The following is a 21556-nucleotide window of genomic DNA, read 5'->3' as shown; positions in this document are numbered from 1 at the left end:
CCTTAGTTCTTGTATTGCAGAGAATCCGAATGAGCCAGCAGCCATTGCAGCACAAGCTGCGGCTGGTTCAGATCCAGCACGGGCTGGATCGGCGTTTGCGGCAGGTCATGGACAGCGTCGGTGGCCACGGCCAGCACCCGAGGGTCATGCGCAAACAGAGGCTCCAGGCTCTTGCCCTTGTCCAGCCTGTCCTGCTGCCGCCGCCAGACCTCTATCTTGGGCAGCTCGCCATGCTTGAAGCCTTCAACCAGCACCCAGTCCACGCACGGGTCCAGTTGCGCCAGCATATGGTGCACGCCCAGCTGAGCAGGCTGCTCATATTCGCGCATCAATGCCAGGCGCCTATCGGACGCGAGCAGCACTTCATAAGCACCAGCCTTGCGGTGACGCCAGCTGTCCTTGCCCTCTTGGTCCACATCAAAGTCATGGTGGGCATGCTTGATGACCGAGACCCTGAGCCCGCGCTGCTTCATCAGCATCACCAGCGCCTCGACCAGGCCGGTCTTGCCCGCGCCCGAATATCCGGCAAAGCCTATGACCTTCATCTTGATTTCAATATGTTTTTGATAGCTACCGATGCTCTACGGGAAAGCGTAGAACACCAATTTTATTCAAAGAAAAAAAGCACCTGTCGTCAAGCTACAGGTGCTTTTCAAGCTTAGCGCCGCAGGACTTTATCTGCAGTTTTCGGCGATAAAGGCCTTGACCTTGTCCACGTCGGAGGCCATGACGACCACGCGCTTGGGCAGGTCTTCGATGCCGTTGAACTTGGCGGGTCGGTCGGGCTGGCGGCCCAGCGCTTCTTCGATCGTCGCGGCAAACTTGATGGGCAAAGCGGTTTCCAGCACCAGCATGGGCTCGGCGCCCAGATGCTCGCGCGCCACCTTCACACCGTCGGCGGTATGGGTGTCGATCATCTGATCAAAGCGCTCGAAGGTGTCCTTGATGGTGGCCAGTCGGTCGGCGTGGGTGCTCTTGCCGCTCACAAAACCGTACTTGCCGGCCGCATCCTTGAAGGCGGGATCTGTGCTCAGATCGAACTTGCCCGCCTTGGCCACGCCTTCAGCGAACAATTGCTTGGTGCGCACGCCGTCGCGCCCCACCAGGTCGAACACAAAGCGCTCGAAATTGCTGGCCTTGGAGATGTCCATCGAGGGGCTCGATGTCTCGTAGGTATTGGCCGAGCCTCGCACCTGGTAGACGCCGGTGCGGAAGAACTCGTCCAGCACATCGTTTTCGTTGGTGGCCACCACCAGCTTGGCAATGGGCAGACCCATCTGGCGCGCCACATGCCCGGCGCAGATATTGCCGAAGTTGCCGGAAGGCACGGTGAAGCTCACCTTCTGGTCATTGGAGCTGGTGGCTTGCAGATAGCCGGCAAAGTAGTAGACCACCTGGGCCAGCAGACGTGCCCAGTTGATGGAGTTGACAGTACCAATCTTGTACTGGGCCTTGAAGGCGTGGTCGTTGGAGACGGCCTTGACGATGTCCTGGCAGTCGTCGAACACGCCTTCGATGGCGATGTTGTGGATGTTCTCGTCCTGCAGGCTGAACATCTGCGCCTGCTGGAAAGGACTCATGCGGCCATGAGGGCTGGTCATGAAGACGCGCACGCCCTTTTTGCCGCGCATGGCGTACTCGGCCGCGCTGCCGGTGTCCCCGCTGGTGGCGCCCAGAATATTGAGCTCCTCGTTGCGGCGGGCCAGTTCGTACTCGAACAGATTGCCCAGCAGCTGCATGGCCATGTCCTTGAAGGCCAGCGTGGGGCCGTTGGACAGGGCTTCGATGTGCAGCACGCCGTCCAGCTGGCGCACGGGCACGATGGCGTCGCTGCCAAAGACTTCCTTGGTATAGGTCTTCGCACACAGGGCGCGCAGGTCGTCGGCGGGAATGTCGTCGATGTAGAGCGACAGAATCTCGAAGGCCAGCGCTGCATAGCCCTTGGCGGCCAGCGTCTCGCGCAGCTGGCTCAGCTTGGCGTCGTCAATCTGGGGGTACTCGACGGGCAGATACAGGCCACCATCGGGAGCCAGACCGGCCAGCAAAATATCGCAAAAACGCTTGCGGTCAGCATGGCCGCGGGTGGACAGATACAACATCTCAAACTCGCCAAAAACTAAAATTCGGAACGGGCAGCCAAACGGGCAAAAGTCATGCTGCCAAGCTCTCCATTATCAGCCAGCAGCTCCACCTCCACCATGCGCCATTGAAGAGACCGGCCAACGCGGTATCGCTGCTGTGCCTTGGGTGATTGCCTCAGCGCTGGAAATAGCGCTCTGCTTGCGGCTTGATATAGGGCTTGAGCATCTTGAACGGAACGCTGACGCCGCTGCCCAGGCACACCCCCATGGCGTGGCCGATGCCGGAAATCACAAAACTCATCTTGTCCGGCTTATCGAGCATCAGCGCCATATAGCTGGGCAGAATCTCCGTGCATTCCTTGTCATCCTTGGAGTATTTGCCCACAGCTTTGCGGATGAAGCCCTGCATCTGCTCGCTAAGTTCCAGTTTGTAGTCGCCATATTTGGCGCCCTTGAACAAACGGGTGAAGTCCATATAGCCGCCCTGCAGCAAATCCAGCACAAAAGGGTCGTAGTGGTTATTGGGGTGCGCACCGCCGCAGCCCGTCGAGCCGGACTCAACCACACTCATCATGGCGCGGCTCAGATAGGTCACGGCAATGCTCTCGTGATCGAAATAGCCCAAAGTCCCCGCCTCCGGGCCGTTGTCACGATAGATGGCACTTCGGCAACCCAAAGCAGCCAGACTCATGCCCCAGTGGCGCTGCTCCAGCACGGCATTGGTCTGAGCCAATATCTTGGCATCCGGGTGACGAGTCAGCCGCGGATACCAGAACTTGGTGCGCGCATCCCGCACAGGCCGCCAAGCCAGGTCTGGAGCAAGTACCACTTCCTTGCCCTGCTCCAGCTTTTGCTCACCAAGCTTCAGATAGTCATAGGGCGTGCTCTGCGCAGAGATCACCGCATCTTGCGAGACACCGCTGCCCGCGCCCTGAACGATTGCCAAAGTCACCGCCTCCACACCGCGCGGCGCTATCTTTTCAGGATCATATTGCGCAATACGTCTAAGGCTTAGCGGCAGTTTTTTGCCATGAATGCCATCCACCCACTCACCGGTCAGTGCATCGCCTTGCTGGGCCACATTCCACTTCACGCGGCGCTCTTGCTCATTCGCAAAAATTGGCAGGTCTGGCTGCGAGCGGCTCCACCCATCATTGAGCGGCAAGGCTTCAGCCAGCGCATTGAGCGGCCCTCTGAGCGGAATATCCACGCCATTGCGCAAATAGAAATATCGCCCCTCCCGCTCGTCCTTTGCATCACCCGTGCCATCGGCCTTTGACTTGCGCAGCTCCATCACCACTTCAGAGGTGCCCAGCGTGCCGCGATAAACATCGACCGACGCGGCATGCGCGGCAGTGGCTGCGAAAACAATAAAGGCCAGCGTCAGATGACGCCAGCCTTTGCTGGAAAAAGCAGATCGCTGAGCGAGAAGACTATCTAGTCGAGCGAAACAGGACATCAGAATTTCCCTGAAAAGCACGGAACACGAACTAGCACGCGCCCCATCACAGAGACGCCAGGCAAGAGCCGCCTCGCGGCGGGGGCGCCTAGCTGACAGCGTCGCCCCCCTCCGCGGAGCAGAGAGGGGGAAGGCGCGTAGCGCCTCAGGGGGAGTTAATTCAGCTCCTCTTTGCGGATGCGGGTGATGGGAGCCAGCACCGTGGGCAGACCCTGGATTTCGGCCAGGGCCTTGTCCATATCCCCTTCGCGCGTGTCGTGGGTGAGGATGATCAGGTCGGTCTGGGTCGAGCCTTCGCCGCCCACTTCATCGGCTTCGCGCTGCAGCACCGCATCGATGCTGATGCCGGCACCTGCCAGCAGGCCGGTGATCTTGGCCAGCACTCCGGCTTCGTCGGCCACGCGGATGCGCAGGTAGTAGCTGGTCACGACCTCGGACATGGGCAGCACGGGCAGTTCGCTGCCGGCGGCAGCCAGGCTGCTGCTCTGGAAGGCCAGGGCAGGCACGCGGTGGGCAGGATCGGAGCCGTCCATGCGGGCGATATCCACCAGGTCAGCCACCACGGCGGAAGCGGTGGGCTCGGAGCCGGCGCCCTTGCCGTAGTACAGCGTGGTGCCCACGGCATCGCCGTTCACCACCACGGCGTTCATCGCGCCTTCCACATTGGCAATCAGACGCTTGGAAGGCACCAGCGAAGGGTGCACGCGCAGCTCGATGCCCTTGTCCGTGCGCTTGGTGATGCCCAGCAGCTTGATGCGGTAGCCCAGCTGTTCGGCGTAGCGGATATCGGCACCTGCCAGCTTGGTGATGCCTTCCACATAGGCCTTGTCGAACTGCACGGGAATGCCGAAGGCAATCGCGCTCATCAGCGTGGCCTTGTGGGCCGCATCCACACCCTCGATGTCGAAGGTAGGGTCGGCTTCGGCATAGCCCAGACGCTGTGCTTCCTTGAGCACCACGTCGAAGTCCAGGCCCTTGTCGCGCATTTCGGACAGGATGAAGTTGGTCGTGCCGTTGATGATGCCGGCCACCCACTGGATGGAGTTGGCGGTCAGGCCTTCGCGCAAGGCCTTGATGATGGGAATGCCACCGGCCACGGCGGCTTCATAGGCCACCATCACGCCCTTCTCGGACGCAGCCTTGAAGATTTCCGTGCCGTGCACGGCCAGCAGGGCCTTGTTGGCGGTCACCACATGCTTGCCGGCGGCGATGGCTTCCAGTACCAGGGCCTTGGCAATGCCGTAGCCGCCAATCAGCTCGACCACCACATCGATATCGGGGTTGGCGATGACTTCACGTGCATCGCCGACCACCTTGACCTTGTCACCCACCACGCTCTTGGCGCGTTCGGTATCCAAGTCGGCGACCATGGTAATTTCAATGCCACGACCCGCACGACGGCGAATCTCGTCTTGATTGCGTTCCAGCACATTGAAAGTACCGCTGCCTACGGTGCCAATGCCCAACAGGCCTACTTGGATGGGTTTCATAAGTTCTAAGGTCAAAAAAGCGCTGAAGCGCTTGAAAATCAAGCGCCACCAGCTATCAAAAAGATGTGTTACGCGGCTTTCTCAGCCTTGGCAGGCTTGAGCGCCTTTTCGGGCGGCACGGCCTTGGGCTTGTCCGTGCCATGGCGCTTGCGGTACTTCTCGAGGAAGACTGCCAGCCGGTTGATGGCCTCACGCAGATCGGCCTCATGCGGCAGGAAGACGATGCGGAAGTGATCAGGCTCGGGCCAGTTGAAGCCCGTGCCCTGCACCAGCATGACCTTGGTTTCCTGCAGCACTTCGAGGAAGAACTCCTGGTCATCCTGGATGGGGTAGACGGCCGGATCGAGGCGCGGGAACATGTACAGCGCGCCCTGGGGCTTGACGCAGCTCACGCCGGGAATGGCGTTGATCAGCTCCCAGGCCAGATCGCGCTGCACGCGCAGGCGACCACCCTCCTGCACCAGAGCGTCGATGCTCTGGTGGCCGCCCAGCGCCGTCTGCACGGCCCATTGGCCTGGCACATTGGCACACAGGCGCATGTTGGAGAGCATGTTCAGGCCTTCGATGTAATCCTTGGCGGGCTTTTTGTCGCCCGAAATCACCATCCAGCCAGCACGGTAGCCGCAGGAGCGGTAGGCCTTGGAGAGGGAATTGAAGGTGATGGTCAGCACATCGATGGACAGGCTGCCCAGCGGCGTGTGCTTGGCATCCTCGTACAGCACCTTGTCGTAGACCTCGTCAGCGAAGATGACCAGGCCATGCTCGCGCGCCAGCTCCACGATCTGCAGCAGCAGCTCCCTGGAGTACAGCGCACCCGTGGGGTTGTTGGGGTTGATGACGACGATGCCCTTGGTGCGCGGCGTGATCTTGGCGCGGATGTCGGCCATATTAGGCATCCAGTCATTGGACTCGTCGCACATGTAATGCACGGGCGTGCCGCCGGACAGGCTGGTGGCAGCCGTCCACAGCGGATAGTCGGGCGCAGGCAGCAGCATCTCGTCGCCGTTGTCCAGCAGCGCGTTGGTGGCCAGGCTGATCAGCTCCGAAGCGCCATTGCCCAGATAGATGTCGTCCAGCGTCACGCCCTTGATGCCCTGGCGCTGGGTCTCGTGCATCACGGCCTTGCGCGCCGCGAAGATACCCTTGCTGTCGGAGTAACCGGCCGAGTTGGGCAGGTTGCGGATCATGTCCTGCTGCACTTCCTCGGGAGCATCGAAGCCGAACACGGCCAGATTGCCGATATTGAGCTTGATGATCTTCTGGCCGTCGTCCTCCATCTTCTTCGCCGCGTCCATGATCGGCCCGCGGATGTCGTAACAGACGTTTGCTAACTTGGCGGATTTTTGAACGGTTTTCATGCGAATCAATGCAAAAGGATTTCAGGCACGCCAGGGCGCATTAAGTGCCATGGTGAAACCTATAATTTAAGCACAGTTCCGCGCTGCAGCAATGTCCCCACCCTCTCTGTATGGAGACAGCAGCCATCGCACCCGTCCAGCGCACCGATTGCGCACACTCTCCATCATGAAATTTCAGGCAGACAAATCCGATGCGCAGACCATCACCGGCTATGGCCCGGGCTGGATCGCGGTTGACAAGCAAAACCATGAAACCAGTCTGCTGGTCGGGGCCCACGGCCTGCTGACCGAGTGGAACTGCGCCAGTTTCGAAGACCTGACGGCCGAGCATTTCGAGGAACTTGCCAAGCTGGATGCGGAAGTCATCCTCTTTGGCAGCGGCAGCAAGAACCGCTTTCCACCCGTGGCCTGGCTCAAGCCGCTGATCGCCAAACGCATTGGCCTGGAGAGCATGGACACCGCATCGGCCTGCCGCACCTATAACGTTCTGGCCAGCGAAGGCCGCAACGTGGTCGCAGCCCTGCTGCTAGCATAGCCTTGAAAGCTTACATTGAGAGAAATACGTATTTCAGGGTAAAATCGCAGGTTGCGGTTGGGGGCGATCGATTGATAAAAACAAAAATACCACCGACGCCCTCGGCATTTCAACGAACACACCCGAGAGATACAAGCGCATGGCGATCGTTGTCAACAAACCACTCCCAGAATTTGAAGCCAACGCCACCGGCGGCGTCAAGGTGTCCAACACCTCGCACAACGGCCAGATTCTGATCCTGTATTTCTACCCCAAGGACAACACGCCGGGTTGTACCACGGAAGCAATGCAATTCCGCGATAAGTACAAGGATTTCGTGAAGGCTGGCGCCACCGTGTTCGGTGTGTCGCGCGACAACATGAACTCGCACAACGACTTCAAGGAAAAGCTGGAACTGCCGTTCGAGCTGATCGCTGATACCGAAGAAAAGATGTGCCACATGTTTGGCGTGGTCAAGAACAAGATCATGTACGGCAAGAAGGTCAAGGGCATCGAGCGCTCCACCTTCCTGATCGGTGCCGACGGCATCCTGATGCAGGAATGGCGCGGCCTGAAGGTCCCCGGCCATGTGGACGAAGTTCTCAAGGCCGTCAAGAGCCTGAAGACTCAAGACAAGAAGGTGGCCTGAGCCACTGCCTGAGACCGAAAACCTTGCAATCATCTACACGCAAAGTATTTCAAAGTCTTTAAACAAGGCAAAACAGGAAATACTGCATTCAGGCCCTCGCAGCCTATGCATAATGGGGCATGCCTCAGTGCTACGCAGTATTCTCTGTTCACCCCACCAAAGCCGCCTCGGTTTCCAGGCGGCTTTGTGCTTTTTGAATCTTGTTGAGAACGGTTCGTCCACTATGCCCCTGCCCCCCGCACCCGGCCACCGCGCCGCAAAGCTCCCCGCAGAAGCCTTTTCGTCCATCCGCAAGTCTGACAAGCAGACGGCAGAGCTTGACGAGGATCTGAACCCCTCCACCGGAGCAGCCCTGAGCGCAGCTCCACAGACCGCTGCCGCAGCCACCAGGCCGCGCCGCAGCACCAGCAAGCCCGCCGCCTCGGCCACTGCAACCTCCAAGCCGCGCAAGACCGCCACCACAACTGCCGCAGCACCAACTGCCGCAGCATCGGCTGGCGCAGCAAAGACAGGGCCAGCTGCCGCAGCACCTGCCAAACCCGCCAACGCGGCTACCAAGCCCGCCCGCCGCGCCCGTAATACGCGCACCGGCCCGACCACGCTGTTCGTGCTGGACACCAATGTGCTGCTGCACGACCCCAGCAGCCTGTTCCGCTTCGAAGAGCACGACATCTTCCTGCCCATGGTGGTGCTGGAAGAGCTGGACAACCACAAAAAGGGCATGACCGAGGTGGCGCGCAACGGCCGCCAGGTCAGCCGCACGCTGGACTCCCTGGTGGCCTCCCAGCCCGACGACGGCCTGGAAAAAGGTCTGCCGCTCAATGCCACAGGCCAGCGCAGCGCCACTGGCACGCTGTACTTCCAGACCAATCCCCTGGATGCCTCCCTGCCCGAGAGCCTGCCCCAGGGCAAGGCCGACAACCAGATTCTGGGCGTGGTCGCCGCCTTGCGCGAGCAGCACAAGGATCGCGAAGTCGTGCTGGTGTCCAAGGACATCAATATGCGCGTCAAGGCACGCGCGCTGGGCCTGGCCGCCGAGGACTACCAGAACGACAAGGTGCTGGAAGACGGCGATCTGCTGTACTCGGGCGCCCTGGCCCTGCCCCACGACTTCTGGGCCAAGGCCGGCAAGAATGTGGAGAGCTGGCAGGAAGGCGCCATCACCTACTACCGCGTCAGCGGCGTCATCGTCGACCAGCTGATGATCAACCAGTTCGTCTACTACGAGGCACCGGGCGAGCCCAGCCTCTACATGCGCGTGACCGAGATCCGCGACAAGACGGCTGTGCTCAAGACGCTGCGCGACTTCGGCAATCCCAAAAATGCCGTCTGGGGCGTTTCCACACGCAATCGCGAGCAGAACTTCGCGATGAACCTGCTGGTCAACCCCGAAGTCGACTTTGTCACGCTGACGGGCACGGCCGGCACCGGCAAGACCTTGCTGGCCCTGGCCGCCGGCCTGGCCCAGGTGCTGGACGAGCGCCGCTACACCGAGATCATCATGACCCGCGCCACGGTGAGCGTGGGCGAAGATATCGGCTTCCTGCCCGGCACCGAAGAGGAAAAAATGGGTCCCTGGATGGGCGCCCTGGACGACAATCTGGAGTTCCTGGCCAAGGGCGACGGCGGCAATGCCGGCGAATGGGGGCGCGCCGCCACCAATGAGCTGATCCGCAGCCGCATCAAGATCAAGAGCATGAACTTCATGCGCGGTCGCACCTTCCTGAACAAATACGTCATCATCGACGAGGCCCAGAACCTGACGCCCAAGCAGATGAAGACCTTGATCACACGTGCCGGCCCCGGCACCAAGATCATCTGCATGGGCAATCTGGCCCAGATCGACACGCCCTATCTGACCGAAGGCAGCTCGGGCCTGACCTATGTGGTGGACCGCTTCAAGGGCTGGCCCCACAGCGGCCACATCACCCTGGCGCGCGGCGAACGCTCGCGCCTGGCGGACTTCGCCAGCGAGGTGCTGTAAGTGGCGAGCTGGATCGCAGCGCTCAAGCTCGTGCCCTGGGGCGAGGTCATCAAGGCCACGCCCCAGGTGGTGAAGGCCGCCCAAGGCATGCTCAAGAAGAAGGAGGCTCAGGCCGAGGCGCGCGAGCAGGACGCCAGCGCGCAAAGCGCTGCGCAGCGCATTTCGCCGCCGGCCTCCGCCGGCGAGCAGGCGCTGCTGCTGATCCAGCAGCAGGAAGAGCGCATCGCCCAGCTGGAGCAGTCGCAGCGCCAGTCGCTGGAGATCATCGAGAAGCTGGCCCAGCAAAATGCCCAGATCGTCGCGACCGTGGGCGCGCTGCGCACAGGTGCACAGCGCCTGGCCTGGGCCTGCGGCGTGCTGGGACTGTGCGTGATCGGCCTTGGCGCCTACCTGCTCAGCCGCTAGCGTCTGCGCCACTCAAAAACAAAGCCCGCAAGGTCTGTGCCTTGCGGGCTTTTCTTATGTCCACATTCAATTTGATAGCTATCAGCGCCCTATATTCATAGATTTCATATTCATAGAGTTCTGAAATCAATACACCACAGGCGCTAACAGCTATTATTTTTAGTATTCATCCGTGCCGTAGCCCTGGGCCAGATTCTCGAAACGCGTCTGGTTCTTCTGGAAGAAGAGCTTCACCGTCCCCGTCGGCCCGTTACGCTGCTTGCCGATGATGACTTCGGCAATATTGGGCTCCTTGCTCTCTTTGTTGTAGTAGTCGTCGCGGTAGATGAACATGATGATGTCCGCGTCCTGCTCGATGGCGCCCGATTCACGCAGGTCGGACATCATGGGGCGCTTGTCGGTACGCTGCTCCACCGAGCGGTTGAGCTGGGACAGCGCAATCACCGGGCATTGCAGCTCCTTGGCCAGCATCTTCAAGCCCCGCGAGATTTCGCCCAGTTCAGTGGCACGGTTGTCGGAACTGGCCGCAGATCCCGAGCCGCTCATCAGCTGCAGGTAGTCGACCACGATCAAGCCCAGCTTGCCGCACTGACGCGCCAGACGACGCGCATTGGCACGCAGCTCGGTCGGGGACAGGCCCGGGGTTTCGTCGATATGCAGCGACACGGTGCGCAACCGCTCGATGGCCTCGGTCAGACGCGGCCACTCCTCGTCGCTGAGCTTGCCGGTACGCAGATTGCCCTGATTGACGCGGCCGATGGAGCCGACGATACGAACCGCCAGCTGGGCCGCGCCCATTTCCATGGAGAAGATGGCGACCGGCAAGCCCTCATTGAGCGCCACATGCTCGGCAATATTCACGGCAAAAGAGGTCTTGCCCATGGAGGGACGCGCCGCCAGCACCACCATGTCGCCAGCCTGCAGACCCGATGTCATGCGATCCAGATCGACAAAGCCCGTGGGCACGCCGGTCACATCCATGGGGTTGTCGGCCATCTCCTGGACCCGGTCCAGCAGATCCACCACCAGCGTGTCCAGCGACTGGAAGCCCTGCTTGTTGCGCGCCCCCTCCTCGCCGATCGCCATGATCTTCTGCTCGGCCTCGTCGAGGATGCGCTCCACGGTCTTGCCCTGCGGATTGAAGGCGTTGGTCGCAATGTCGTCGCTGGCCGTCACCAGTTTGCGCAAGATAGCGCGCTCACGCACGATTTCCGCATAGCGGCGGATATTGCTGGCACTGGGCACATACTGCGCCAGCTGGTTCAGGTACATCAGGCCGCCGATTTCCTCGGCCTTGCCCATGCCTTGCAGATGCTCATAGACCGTGATCACGTCAGCCGGCTTGCTGGCATTGATCAGCTTGCCGATGGCTTCGTAGATCAGCTTGTGCTCGTGTCGATAGAAGTCGCCGTCGCCAAGCAGATCACCAACGCGCTCCCAGGCATTGTTGTCCAGCAGCAGACCGCCTAGCACCGAAGATTCCGACTCCATGGAGTGCGGCGGCACACGCAGTTGCGCCACCTGCTGATCAGCAGTGGGAACCGGGGCGAATGCATCATCTTGCAGATCAAGCGGGGGCATTACTGACGACATGAGACTCCTAGAGACAAGTCCTCCATCGTAGCGGGAGGCGGTGGCGACGTCACGGCGGGTGACGATAAAAACGCTGGCGAGACAAACAATTACCAGAAAACAAAAAACCGCCCGAAGGCGGCTTTTTGCCAATTCAGAACAAGGCCTGAATTAGGAGTGGTCGCCGTACACGGAGACAGCCACTTCTGCAGCCACGTCGGTGTGCAGAGCCACCACCACAGTGGCGTCGCCAACGGTCTTGATGGGGCCGTTGGGCATGCGCACTTGCGACTTGTTCACTGCGAAACCGGCCTTGACCAGTTCTTCAGCGATGTCGGCGTTGGTGATGGAGCCGAACAGACGACCGTCAACGCCGGCCTTCTGAGTGATCTTCACATTGGCGCCGTTGAGCTTTTCGCTCAGTTCTTGAGCGGCAGCCAGCTTCTCGGCAGCAGCCTTTTCCAGCTCAGCGCGCTTGGCTTCGAATTCAGCCTTGGCAGCAGCTGTTGCACGACGTGCAGCGCCGGAGGGGATCAGGAAGTTACGAGCGTAACCGTCCTTGACCTTGACGATATCGCCCAGGTTACCCAGGTTCACAACCTTTTCGAGCAGAATGATTTGCATTGTCGTGCTCCTTAGATCTTGTGCTGGTCAGAGTAGGGCAGCATAGCCAGGAAGCGAGCGCGCTTGATGGCTGTGTTCAGCTGACGCTGATAGATGGCGCGCGTGCCGGTCAGGCGTGCGGGCACAATCTTGCCGTTTTCAGCGATGAAGTCACGCAGGGTGTCGACATCCTTGTAGTCGATTTCTTCGACGCCGGCGACTGTGAAGCGGCAGAAACGCTTGCGCTTGAACAGCAGCGACTGGGTGTTGCGCTTAGGACGCTTGTCCTTGTTGAATTTCTTGAACGTGGCCATTGCTGGACCTCTTGAAAATTAATTTTGTTGAATATCCTGAATGTGTAAAACCAGCATCTTGCTATTGCGCGGCGTAGCCAGAAAACCTTGAAAGGTCCATTGGCTCCCGGGTGCTTGGCGGGCCAGCTTTTCAGCCAGAGCGCCAAAGGCAACAGCCTTGACAGATGCAGTCACGTTGCGCGCACTGCCCAGCTCTTGTTGCTGCGAACTGTGTTCAATTCGCAAATCCAGAGCCGGCAATCCGGCGGGCGTGTAGCGCAAAGCGGCTTGCTCTGCGAGAAGGCCCGTCAATACAACGCGGTTTTCCACTCCTTCAGTGTCTGATGCTATTAAGCGTGCTCGGCCTGGTTGGCCTTGCGGGCTTCTTCGCGCTCAACGCTCTTCATCATGGCGGAAGCAGCTGTATCAGCCTTCTTCTTCTGCACAGTCAGGTGACGCAGCACGGCATCATTGAACTTGAAGGCGTGTTCCAGTTCAGCCATCACAGCCTGGTCGGCTTCGATGTTCAGGCACAGGTAGTGAGCCTTAGCGAGCTTGTTGATCATGTAAGCCAGCTGACGACGGCCCCAATCTTCTTCGCGGTGCACCTTGCCGCCACCAGCGGCAATCATGCCCTTGTAGCGCTCCAGCATCGCGGGAACTTGTTCGCTTTGATCCGGATGGATCAACAAAATGATTTCGTAATGACGCATAACGACTCCTTTTGGGTAAACGCCGCCCACTGCGTCTGTAGTGGTGCGGCAAGGCAAAACGTTAGATTCTAGCCGAGCAGCAGACTATCTGTACACTCTGGGGCCTATAAACCTGCGATTACCATTGGTCAATCAAGGCGAGAGGTCCTGAAATCACAAGCACTTACTCTCCTTGAATGCCCCGCGAATCCTGCAGACTCACCTCAGCTACTGCGCCCGCCGCCCTTTATTGGGCAGCACGGGTCTTGAAATAGACCTGCCGGAGCGCATCTGGCAGACAGATTGTCTTAAGTTTTGAGAAACCTTCACCACCTATGACCGAGAACCACAACCCCAACTCCATCAACGACGCCAGCCCCGAGGAACTGGAGGCGGCCCTGGCAGCCAATGCGTCGGACGAACTGGGACGTCTGCAGGCCGAGCTGGAAGAACTCAAGGCCAAGAGTGCCGATCTGGCCGACCAATACCTGCGTGCCAAGGCCGACGCCGAAAACATGCGCCGCCGCGCCGAAGAAGAGGTCGCCAAGGCGCGCAAGTTCGGCATCGAGAGCTTTGCCGAAAGCCTGTTGCCCGTGATCGACAGCCTGGACGCGGCCCTGACCATCCAGAACGCCACGCCCGAGCAACTGCGCGAAGGCTCGGACGCCACCCTGCGCCAGCTGAATGCGGCCCTGGAACGCAACAAGGTCCTTGCCATCAACCCCGCTGCCGGCGAGAAGTTCGACCCTCACCACCACCAGGCCATCTCCATGGTTCCCGCCGACCAGCCCGCCAACACCGTGGTGGCCGTGCTGCAAAAGGGCTATGTGATCGCCGATCGCATCCTGCGTCCCGCGCTGGTGACCGTGGCCCAGGGCTGAGCCAGCAAGACAGAAGAAAAACCCACCGTCAGGGCAAAAAATTGTGAGTGACGACTCTTGAAGCCGGCCACTACGCCCACAAGTGACGAATCAAGCAAACATTCAACAGATTACGGAGAGAATTATGGGAAAAATCATCGGTATTGACCTGGGCACCACCAACAGCTGCGTCGCCATCATGGAGGGTAACAACACCCGCGTGATCGAGAACAGCGAAGGTGCCCGTACCACCCCCTCCATCGTTGCCTATCAAGAAGACGGCGAAATCCTGGTGGGCGCATCCGCCAAGCGCCAGGCCGTCACCAACCCCAAGAACACCATCTACGCTGCCAAGCGCCTGATCGGCCGCAAGTTTGCCGAAGCCGAGGTGCAAAAGGACATCGATCTGATGCCCTTCCAGATCGTCAAGGCCGACAACGGCGACGCCTGGGTGCAAGTGCGCGACCAGAAGCTGGCTCCTCCCCAGATCAGCGCCGAAGTGCTGCGCAAGATGAAGAAGACCGCAGAGGACTTCCTGGGCGAGCCCGTGACCGAGGCCGTGATTACCGTGCCTGCGTACTTCAACGACGCACAGCGCCAGGCGACCAAGGATGCCGGCCGCATTGCGGGTCTGGAAGTCAAGCGCATCATCAACGAACCTACCGCTGCTGCCCTGGCCTTCGGCCTGGACAAGGTGGGCAAGGGCGACCGCAAGGTGGCCGTGTATGACCTGGGTGGCGGCACTTTCGACGTCTCCATCATCGAAATCGCCGACGTGGACGGCGAAAAGCAGTTCGAAGTGCTGTCGACCAACGGCGACACCTTCCTGGGCGGCGAAGATTTCGACCAGCGCATCATCAACTACATCATCGACGAGTTCAAGAAGGAACAAGGCGTCGACCTGTCCAAGGATGTGCTGGCCCTGCAGCGCCTGAAGGAAGCTGCTGAAAAGGCCAAGATCGAGCTGTCGAACTCCGCACAGACCGACATCAACCTGCCCTACATCACAGCCGATGCCACAGGCCCCAAGCACCTGAACATCAAGCTGACCCGCGCCAAGCTGGAAAGCCTTGTGGACGATCTGATCGAGCGCACGATTGCGCCTTGCCGCACCGCCATCAAGGATGCGGGCATCTCGGTCTCCGACATCCACGACGTGATCCTGGTCGGCGGCATGAGCCGCATGCCCAAGGTGCAGGAAAAGGTCAAGGAATTCTTCGGCAAGGATCCCCGCAAGGATGTGAACCCCGACGAAGCCGTGGCCGTGGGCGCTGCCGTGCAGGGCCAGGTGCTGGGTGGCGAGCGCTCCGACGTGCTGCTGCTGGACGTGACTCCCCTGTCTCTGGGTATCGAAACCCTGGGCGGCGTCATGACCAAGATGATCAGCAAGAACACGACCATCCCCACCAAGTTCGCGCAGACCTTCTCCACGGCTGAAGACAACCAGCCTGCCGTGACCATCAAGGTGTTCCAGGGCGAGCGCGAGATCGCCAGCGCCAACAAGATGCTGGGCGAGTTCAACCTGGAAGGCATCCCGCCCGCATCGCGTGGCACGCCTCAGATTGAAGTGACCTTCGACATCGACGCCAACGGCATCCTGAACGTGTCGGCCAAGGACAAGGCTTCCGGCAAGGAAAACAAGATCACCATCAAGGCGAACTCTGGCCTGTCGGAAGAAGAAATCCAGAACATGGTCAAGGATGCTGAGCTGAACGCAGCCGACGACAAGAAGAAGCTGGAGCTGGTGACCGCCAAGAACCAGGGCGAAGCCGCTGTTCACAGCGTCAACAAGAGCCTGGCCGAGCATGGCGACAAGCTCGATGCCGCCGAAAAGAGCGCCATCGAAACCGCCGTCAAGGAGCTGGAAGAAGCGCTCAAGGGCGAGGACAAGGACAGCATCGACGCCAAGACCACGGCCCTGATGACGGCCAGCCAGAAGCTGGGCGAGAAGATGTACGCCGGCGCACAGGCCGCTGGCGGTGCCGAAGCTGCCGCGGCAGCTTCCGCCGGTGCCAGCTCATCGGCTGCCGCTGACGACAACGTGGTTGACGCCGAAGTCAAGGAAGTCAAGAAGGACTAAGCGCGGGCAGGTCCTGGCCTCAAACCATTGACCGCTTGCCGCCGCGCCGGGCTCTCAGGAGCTGGCGCGGCGTTCCTGTTCCATCCGACCGAAAACTCACATGTCCAAACGTGACTACTATGAAGTTCTGGGCGTTGCCAAAAGCGCCTCGGACGATGACATCAAGAAGGCCTATCGCAAGCTGGCGATGAAGTTCCACCCTGACCGCAATCAGGGCGACAAGGCCAAGGAAGCCGAGGAAAAGTTCAAGGAGGTCAAAGAGGCCTACGAGATGCTTTCCGATAGCCAGAAACGCGCGGCCTACGACCAGTACGGCCATGCCGGCGTGGACCCCAATCGCGGCATGGGCGGCGGCGAGGGCTTTGGTGGCTTTGCCGAGGCCTTTGGCGACATCTTTGGCGATATGTTCAACGGCGGCGGCGGCGGCCGCGGCGGTCGCGGCGGCCGCCAGGTCTACCGCGGCAACGACCTCAGCTACTCCATGGAAATCACCCTGGAAGAGGCTGCCAAGGGCAAGGATGCCCAGATCCGCATTCCGAGCTGGGACAGCTGCGACACCTGCAGCGGCAGCGGCGCCAAGCCCGGCACCAGCACCAAGACCTGCACCACCTGCAACGGCATGGGCACGGTGCAGATGCGCCAGGGCTTTTTCAGCGTGCAGCAGACCTGCCCGCACTGCCGTGGCACGGGAAAGATCATCCCCGAGCCCTGCACATCCTGCGGCGGCCAGGGCAAGGTCAAGCGCCAAAAGACGCTGGAAGTGAAGATTCCCGCCGGCATCGACGACGGCATGCGCATCCGCTCGGCAGGCAATGGCGAGCCCGGCACCAATGGCGGGCCGGCAGGCGACCTCTATATCGAGATTCGCGTCAAGGACCATGACATCTTCGAGCGCGACGGCGACGATCTGCACTGCAACGTGCCCGTGAGCTTCATCACCGCCGCCCTGGGTGGCGAGATCGAAGTACCCACGCTGCAAGGCAAGGCTGCGATCGACATTCCCGAAGGCACGCAAGCCGGCAAGCAGTTCCGCCTGCGCGGCAAGGGCATCAAGGGCATTCGCTCCAGCTACCCCGGCGATCTGTACTGCCACATCGTGGTGGAGACTCCGGTCAAGCTCACCGAGTACCAGCGCAAGCTGCTCAAGGACCTGGACGAATCCCTCAAGAAAGGCGGCTCCAAGCATTCGCCCAGCGGCGAAAGCTGGACGGACCGCCTGAAGAGCTTCTTCAGCTAAGCCCCTGCACCCAACAAAAAGCCCATCGGCAATACCTGATGGGCTTTTTTCATGGCGCGTCAATCACTCCTTGCCGGGCTTCCAGTTGCGCACCTCGCGCTGCACCTTAAGCCGCTCTGCGGCGCTCAATGCCTGCTCCGCCGCCTGCATGCGGCTTTGCAGCGAGGGATCCTTGGCATGAGCGATGGCCAGCCAGAAATAGGCCTTGCCCATGTCTTTTTGGACCCCCTGACCGCTGACATACATGGCTGCCAGATTCGACTGCGCCAGTGTGTAGCCCTGCTTGGCTGCGCGATCGAACCAGCGCGCCGCCTGGCCTGCATCCTGCGGCACACCCTGGCCGTTGGCATACAGAAAGCCCAAAGACGACTGAGCCGCCGCATTGCCCTGAGCGGCGGACTTTTCCAGCCACCGCGCCGCGCGCGTCAGATCCTGCGGCACCAGAGCGCCTACAGCATAGATCATGCCGGTGTTGTACTGGGCGTCGGCATGGCCTTTCTCGGCCGCCTGTTCAAACCATTGCAGGGCGGCCCGACCGTCCTCCTTGACGCCCCGGCCGCTGGAGAGCATCACCCCCAGGCTGTACTGACCTGCAGCCTCGCCGCTTTTGGCCGAACGCTCGAACCATTGCACAGCCTGTGCATCATCGGCCGCCACGCCGCGGCCCTCGGCATACATCAGACCCAGATTGTTCTGGGCGATGCCGTCGCCCTGCTCTGCCGCCTTGCGGTACCAGTTCACGGCCTGCGCCTCGTCCAGAGTCACGCCCCGCCCATTGGCGTAGAGCACTCCCAGATCGGATTGCGCAGGTGCATAGCCCTGGTCAGCCGACTGGCGATACCAGTGCACGGCCTGTGCCAGGTCCTGATTCACACCTTTGCCAAAACGGTAGCGCGAGCCCAGCAGATACTGGGCCTTGGCGTCGCCTGTCTGTGCTGCTGCACGCACGGCGGCCAGCTCCTTGGCATCTTCGGCCTGATTGCTCCTGGCCTCCGGCGTCCAATGCTCACGGCCCAGCGGCGCAGCCGCGGCCGCACCTGCTGCCGCAGCACCAGCGACCGCTGCATTGCGGCCGGTGCGCCCTTTTTTACCGGCCTTGCCGGCGGACTTGGCCGAAGAAGATTTGGCAGCACCTACAGTCGTGCTCTTGGTGGACTTGGACGATTTGGCTGGTGCGGCCGCACTGGATTTGGCCGGGGTCTTGCCTTTGGCCACAGCTGGCAAGGCAGTGCCGCCCAGCGCCAGCGCAGCTGCCAGCAGGCAGACCTGACCCCAGCAACGGCTGCGGTGCAAGAGGGGCGCCCCAGAAGCCATAGCTGGCAACTCGGTAGGCTCACTGTCGGACATCGGATGGTTGGGAACTCTCATGACTCACATTTTTGCAGCGAATAGCGTCGATTCTGGGCTGCTTTACTGACGATTTACTTTGTAAAAAAATGCCGGAACTCCGGCACCGGCAAGACTTCTGTCCCTCAGGCCGGATCAGGCTTGAACGATTCTGGCATCTAGAGTCTTCGCTATGAAAATGCAAGTGCGCAAGACTGACAAATGCAACATCGCTTTTCCAGGTCAGCTCAACCCATCGCAAAGCAAGAAATCACCCATCTCCAAAATTTACCCATCGTCAAGCAAGACATCTCATTCAAAGATGGATGCAGCTGAATTAATCGGTAAAAATGCTGAAAACTTCTCGAAACGAGAGGACTTGAGCCTACCCCATGAAGAATTCAGAGCGCAGTTTTGCGCGCCGCATCGATCTCACCTCGCTTCAGCTGTTCGTCGCCGTGTGCGAACTGGGCAGCATTGGCCGCGCCGCTGAACGCGAGTTCATTGCGGCCTCGGCCGTCAGCAAGCGCTTGTCCGACCTGGAAGCGACGGTGGACACCGCCCTGCTCTATCGCCACAGCCGCGGCGTGACGCTGACGCCGGCCGGCGAGAGCCTGCTGCACCATGCGCGCAATGTGCTCTACGGGCTGGAGCGCATGCAGGGCGAGCTCTCCGAATATGCCGACGGCGTGCGCGGCCATGTGCGCATGCACGCCAATATGTCGGCCATCGTTCAGTTTCTGCCCGAGGACCTGGGGGCGTTTGCGCGCGAGCACAGCCAGATCAAGATCGATCTGCAGGAACACCTGAGCCCCGACGTGCTGAGCGCCGTGGCCGAGGGCACGGCCGATATCGGCATCTGCACGCTGGGCAATATCAGGAGCAGCGAAGGCCAGCAGGCCACCGTGCAGCTGATCCAGGGCAATGTGCCGCTGCAGTACCGCAGCTATCGCAAAGACCGATTGGTCGTCGTCGTGCCCGAGCGCCATGCCCTGGCCGAGCGCGAAAGCGTCGCCTTCACGGAAGTGCTGGAATGGGACATCGTCAGCCTGCATGCCGGCTCCTCGATCAGCCTGGCCATGCGTGCTGCCGCAGCCCAGGCCGGTCATCCGCTGCACCAGCGCATCCAGGTCACCAGCCTGGACGCCATGTGCCGCATGATCGACAACGGCCTGGGACTGGGCCTGCTGCCCGACCGCGCATTCGAGCTAATGCATGGCGTGGGTCATCTGCGTGCCGTGCAGCTCACCGACGACTGGGCGCACCGCGAACTGTGCGTGGTGGCCCGCGACTTTGAAGCGCTGCCGGTGACCACCCGCTTGCTGGTCGATCACCTCTGCCCTGCCAGTGCCAAGGCTTGAAACATCGCATCAAGCCACAACAGAATCCTCCCAACAAACCAACCTCACGAGACCACCATGGGACGCACCCTCTACGACAAGATTTTTGACGAGCACGTCGTTCACACCGAGGAAGACGGCACCTCTGTCCTCTATATCGACCGCCATCTGGTGCACGAAGTCACCAGCCCCCAGGCCTTTGAAGGCCTGCGCATGGCCGGGCGCAAGCTGTGGCGCGTCAGCTCGGTCGTGGCCACGGCCGACCACAACACCCCCACCGACGGCTGGGAGCGCGGCTATGACGGCATTGCCGACCCCATCAGCAAGGAACAGATCACCACGCTGAACAGCAATATTGCCGAGTTCGGCTCGGCCGCCTTCTTCCCCTTCATGGACAAGGGCCAGGGCATTGTTCACGTCATGGGCCCCGAGCAAGGCGCGACCCTGCCTGGCATGACCGTGGTCTGCGGCGACAGCCACACCTCCACCCATGGCGCTTTCGGCGCGCTGGCCCACGGCATCGGCACCTCCGAGGTCGAGCATGTGATGGCCACCCAGACCCTGCTGGCCAAGAAGGCCAAGAACATGCTGGTGCAGGTCAACGGCAAGGTCGCGCCCGGCATCACCGCCAAGGACATCGTGCTGGCCATCATCGGCAAGATCGGCACCGCCGGCGGCACGGGCTACACCATAGAGTTTGCCGGCGAAGCCATCCGTGACCTGAGCGTGGAAGGCCGCATGACGGTCTGCAACATGGCCATCGAAGGCGGTGCCCGTGCAGGTCTCGTGGCCGTGGACGACAAGACCATCAACTACATCAAGGGCCGCCCCCTGGCGCCCACGGGCGGCGAATGGGATGCCGCCGTCGGCTACTGGAAGACACTGCATTCCGATGCCGATGCGAAGTTCGACCATGTGGTGGAGCTGAACGCCGCCGACATCGTGCCCCAGGTGACCTGGGGCACCAGCCCCGAGATGGTGCTGGGCATCGATGCCGTCGTTCCCGATCCCGACAAGGAAAAGGACTCCAACAAGCGCGGCGCCATCGAGCGGGCGCTGACCTATATGGCGCTTACGCCCGGCAAGCCCATCAACGACATCTTTGTCGACAAGGTGTTCATCGGCTCCTGCACCAACAGCCGCATCGAGGACATGCGCGAAGCCGCGGCCGTGGTCAAGAAGCTGGGCCAGAAGGTCGCCAAGAACATCAAGCTGGCCATGGTCGTGCCCGGCTCCGGCCTGGTCAAGGAACAGGCCGAGCGTGAAGGCCTGGACCAGATCTTCAAGGCCGCCGGCTTTGAATGGCGCGAACCCGGCTGCTCCATGTGCCTGGCCATGAACGCCGACCGTCTGGAGCCCGGCGAGCGCTGCGCGTCGACCTCGAACCGCAACTTCGAAGGCCGTCAGGGCGCCGGTGGCCGCACCCACCTCGTCAGCCCCGCCATGGCCGCTGCGGCTGCCATCCACGGCCACTTTGTGGACATCCGTAAATTTGCGTAACCCCCTGAGTCACTGCGCGCCTTCCCCCAAGGGGGACGACGGCCTTTGCTGGGGCAGCCCACGCTGCAGGACGGCCCTTGCTGGCCGCCTCTGACGCAAGACGCGAACGTCGC

20 protein-coding genes are annotated in these 21556 nt (G+C 61.0%); 9 read left to right on the top strand and 11 right to left on the bottom strand.

All coding sequences use genetic code 11. The features are described from left to right. Positions 1 to 2: 2 nt before the first annotated feature. From mobB to P353_RS02905, 5 genes are all read right to left on the bottom strand, one after another. A complete protein-coding gene (gene mobB / locus P353_RS02925; RefSeq protein ID WP_034365000.1) occupies positions 3 to 545 on the bottom strand; it encodes a molybdopterin-guanine dinucleotide biosynthesis protein B in 543 nt (180 codons plus the stop codon). Between the two features lie 129 nt (positions 546 to 674). Further along, positions 675 to 2099, bottom strand: a complete 1425-nt coding sequence (thrC, locus tag P353_RS02920; RefSeq protein ID WP_034364997.1) for a threonine synthase — start codon at positions 2097 to 2099, stop codon at positions 675 to 677. A gap of 157 nt (positions 2100 to 2256) precedes the next feature. Beyond that, a complete protein-coding gene (locus P353_RS02915) occupies positions 2257 to 3540 on the bottom strand; it encodes a hypothetical protein (RefSeq protein WP_232776205.1) in 1284 nt (427 codons plus the stop codon). Positions 3541 to 3695: 155 nt separating this feature from the next. Continuing rightward, complete coding sequence (locus P353_RS02910; RefSeq protein WP_034364993.1) at positions 3696 to 5030, bottom strand: homoserine dehydrogenase; 1335 nt, start codon at positions 5028 to 5030, stop codon at positions 3696 to 3698. Between the two features lie 68 nt (positions 5031 to 5098). Then, positions 5099 to 6388: a pyridoxal phosphate-dependent aminotransferase gene (locus P353_RS02905; RefSeq protein WP_034364990.1), complete on the bottom strand. Its 1290-nt coding sequence runs from the start codon at positions 6386 to 6388 to the stop codon at positions 5099 to 5101. A 166-nt stretch (positions 6389 to 6554) separates the two neighbouring features. Here P353_RS02905 and P353_RS02900 point away from each other — a divergent pair, with 166 nt between their 5' ends. From P353_RS02900 to P353_RS02885, 4 genes are all read left to right on the top strand, one after another. Beyond that, positions 6555 to 6923 carry an Mth938-like domain-containing protein gene (locus P353_RS02900; RefSeq protein WP_034365480.1) on the top strand — a complete coding sequence of 123 codons (369 nt, stop codon included), beginning with the start codon at positions 6555 to 6557 and terminating at the stop codon, positions 6921 to 6923. A gap of 139 nt (positions 6924 to 7062) precedes the next feature. Next, complete coding sequence (locus tag P353_RS02895) at positions 7063 to 7551, top strand: peroxiredoxin (protein ID WP_003057908.1); 489 nt, start codon at positions 7063 to 7065, stop codon at positions 7549 to 7551. A 223-nt stretch (positions 7552 to 7774) separates the two neighbouring features. Beyond that, the gene (locus P353_RS02890; protein WP_034364987.1) at positions 7775 to 9535 is read left to right on the top strand and encodes a PhoH family protein; all 1761 of its coding nucleotides are present in this window, start codon (positions 7775 to 7777) and stop codon (positions 9533 to 9535) included. Then, complete coding sequence (locus P353_RS02885; RefSeq protein WP_034364984.1) at positions 9536 to 9940, top strand: hypothetical protein; 405 nt, start codon at positions 9536 to 9538, stop codon at positions 9938 to 9940. 159 nt (positions 9941 to 10099) lie between these two features. Here the strand turns inward: P353_RS02885 and dnaB are convergent, their stop codons facing one another. From dnaB to rpsF, 5 genes are all read right to left on the bottom strand, one after another. Further along, a complete protein-coding gene (gene dnaB / locus P353_RS02880; RefSeq protein WP_034364981.1) occupies positions 10100 to 11533 on the bottom strand; it encodes a replicative DNA helicase in 1434 nt (477 codons plus the stop codon). A gap of 150 nt (positions 11534 to 11683) precedes the next feature. After that, positions 11684 to 12136, bottom strand: coding sequence for a 50S ribosomal protein L9 (rplI, locus tag P353_RS02875; RefSeq protein WP_003057918.1), 453 nt, complete (start codon positions 12134 to 12136; stop codon positions 11684 to 11686). 11 nt (positions 12137 to 12147) lie between these two features. Continuing rightward, complete coding sequence (rpsR, locus tag P353_RS02870; RefSeq protein ID WP_003057920.1) at positions 12148 to 12429, bottom strand: 30S ribosomal protein S18; 282 nt, start codon at positions 12427 to 12429, stop codon at positions 12148 to 12150. A gap of 18 nt (positions 12430 to 12447) precedes the next feature. Beyond that, positions 12448 to 12738: a primosomal replication protein N gene (gene priB, locus P353_RS02865; RefSeq protein ID WP_034364979.1), complete on the bottom strand. Its 291-nt coding sequence runs from the start codon at positions 12736 to 12738 to the stop codon at positions 12448 to 12450. A 20-nt stretch (positions 12739 to 12758) separates the two neighbouring features. Beyond that, a complete protein-coding gene (rpsF, locus tag P353_RS02860) occupies positions 12759 to 13121 on the bottom strand; it encodes a 30S ribosomal protein S6 (RefSeq protein WP_003057922.1) in 363 nt (120 codons plus the stop codon). A 314-nt stretch (positions 13122 to 13435) separates the two neighbouring features. Between rpsF and grpE the strand changes: the two genes are divergently transcribed. From grpE to dnaJ, 3 genes are all read left to right on the top strand, one after another. Further along, complete coding sequence (grpE, locus tag P353_RS02855; protein ID WP_034364977.1) at positions 13436 to 13981, top strand: nucleotide exchange factor GrpE; 546 nt, start codon at positions 13436 to 13438, stop codon at positions 13979 to 13981. Positions 13982 to 14105: 124 nt separating this feature from the next. Further along, positions 14106 to 16040, top strand: coding sequence for a molecular chaperone DnaK (gene dnaK, locus P353_RS02850; RefSeq protein WP_034364975.1), 1935 nt, complete (start codon positions 14106 to 14108; stop codon positions 16038 to 16040). Positions 16041 to 16140: 100 nt separating this feature from the next. Then, positions 16141 to 17277: a molecular chaperone DnaJ gene (dnaJ, locus tag P353_RS02845; protein ID WP_034364974.1), complete on the top strand. Its 1137-nt coding sequence runs from the start codon at positions 16141 to 16143 to the stop codon at positions 17275 to 17277. A gap of 63 nt (positions 17278 to 17340) precedes the next feature. On the opposite strand, the gene P353_RS02840 is transcribed toward dnaJ, so the two are convergent. Beyond that, positions 17341 to 18624 carry a tetratricopeptide repeat protein gene (locus tag P353_RS02840; RefSeq protein WP_198529017.1) on the bottom strand — a complete coding sequence of 428 codons (1284 nt, stop codon included), beginning with the start codon at positions 18622 to 18624 and terminating at the stop codon, positions 17341 to 17343. A gap of 371 nt (positions 18625 to 18995) precedes the next feature. Between P353_RS02840 and P353_RS02835 the strand changes: the two genes are divergently transcribed. Next, the gene (locus tag P353_RS02835) at positions 18996 to 19964 is read left to right on the top strand and encodes a LysR family transcriptional regulator (protein ID WP_034364971.1); all 969 of its coding nucleotides are present in this window, start codon (positions 18996 to 18998) and stop codon (positions 19962 to 19964) included. Between the two features lie 57 nt (positions 19965 to 20021). After that, a complete protein-coding gene (gene leuC / locus P353_RS02830) occupies positions 20022 to 21443 on the top strand; it encodes a 3-isopropylmalate dehydratase large subunit (RefSeq protein WP_034364968.1) in 1422 nt (473 codons plus the stop codon). Positions 21444 to 21556: the final 113 nt, after the last annotated feature.

This window comes from Comamonas testosteroni, assembly GCF_000761245.1.
In the GTDB taxonomy this organism is placed as follows: Bacteria; Pseudomonadota; Gammaproteobacteria; order Burkholderiales; family Burkholderiaceae_C; genus Comamonas; species Comamonas testosteroni_C.
Note: the sequence above shows the minus strand (reverse complement) of the source record. Positions and strands in the feature narration are given on the sequence as shown.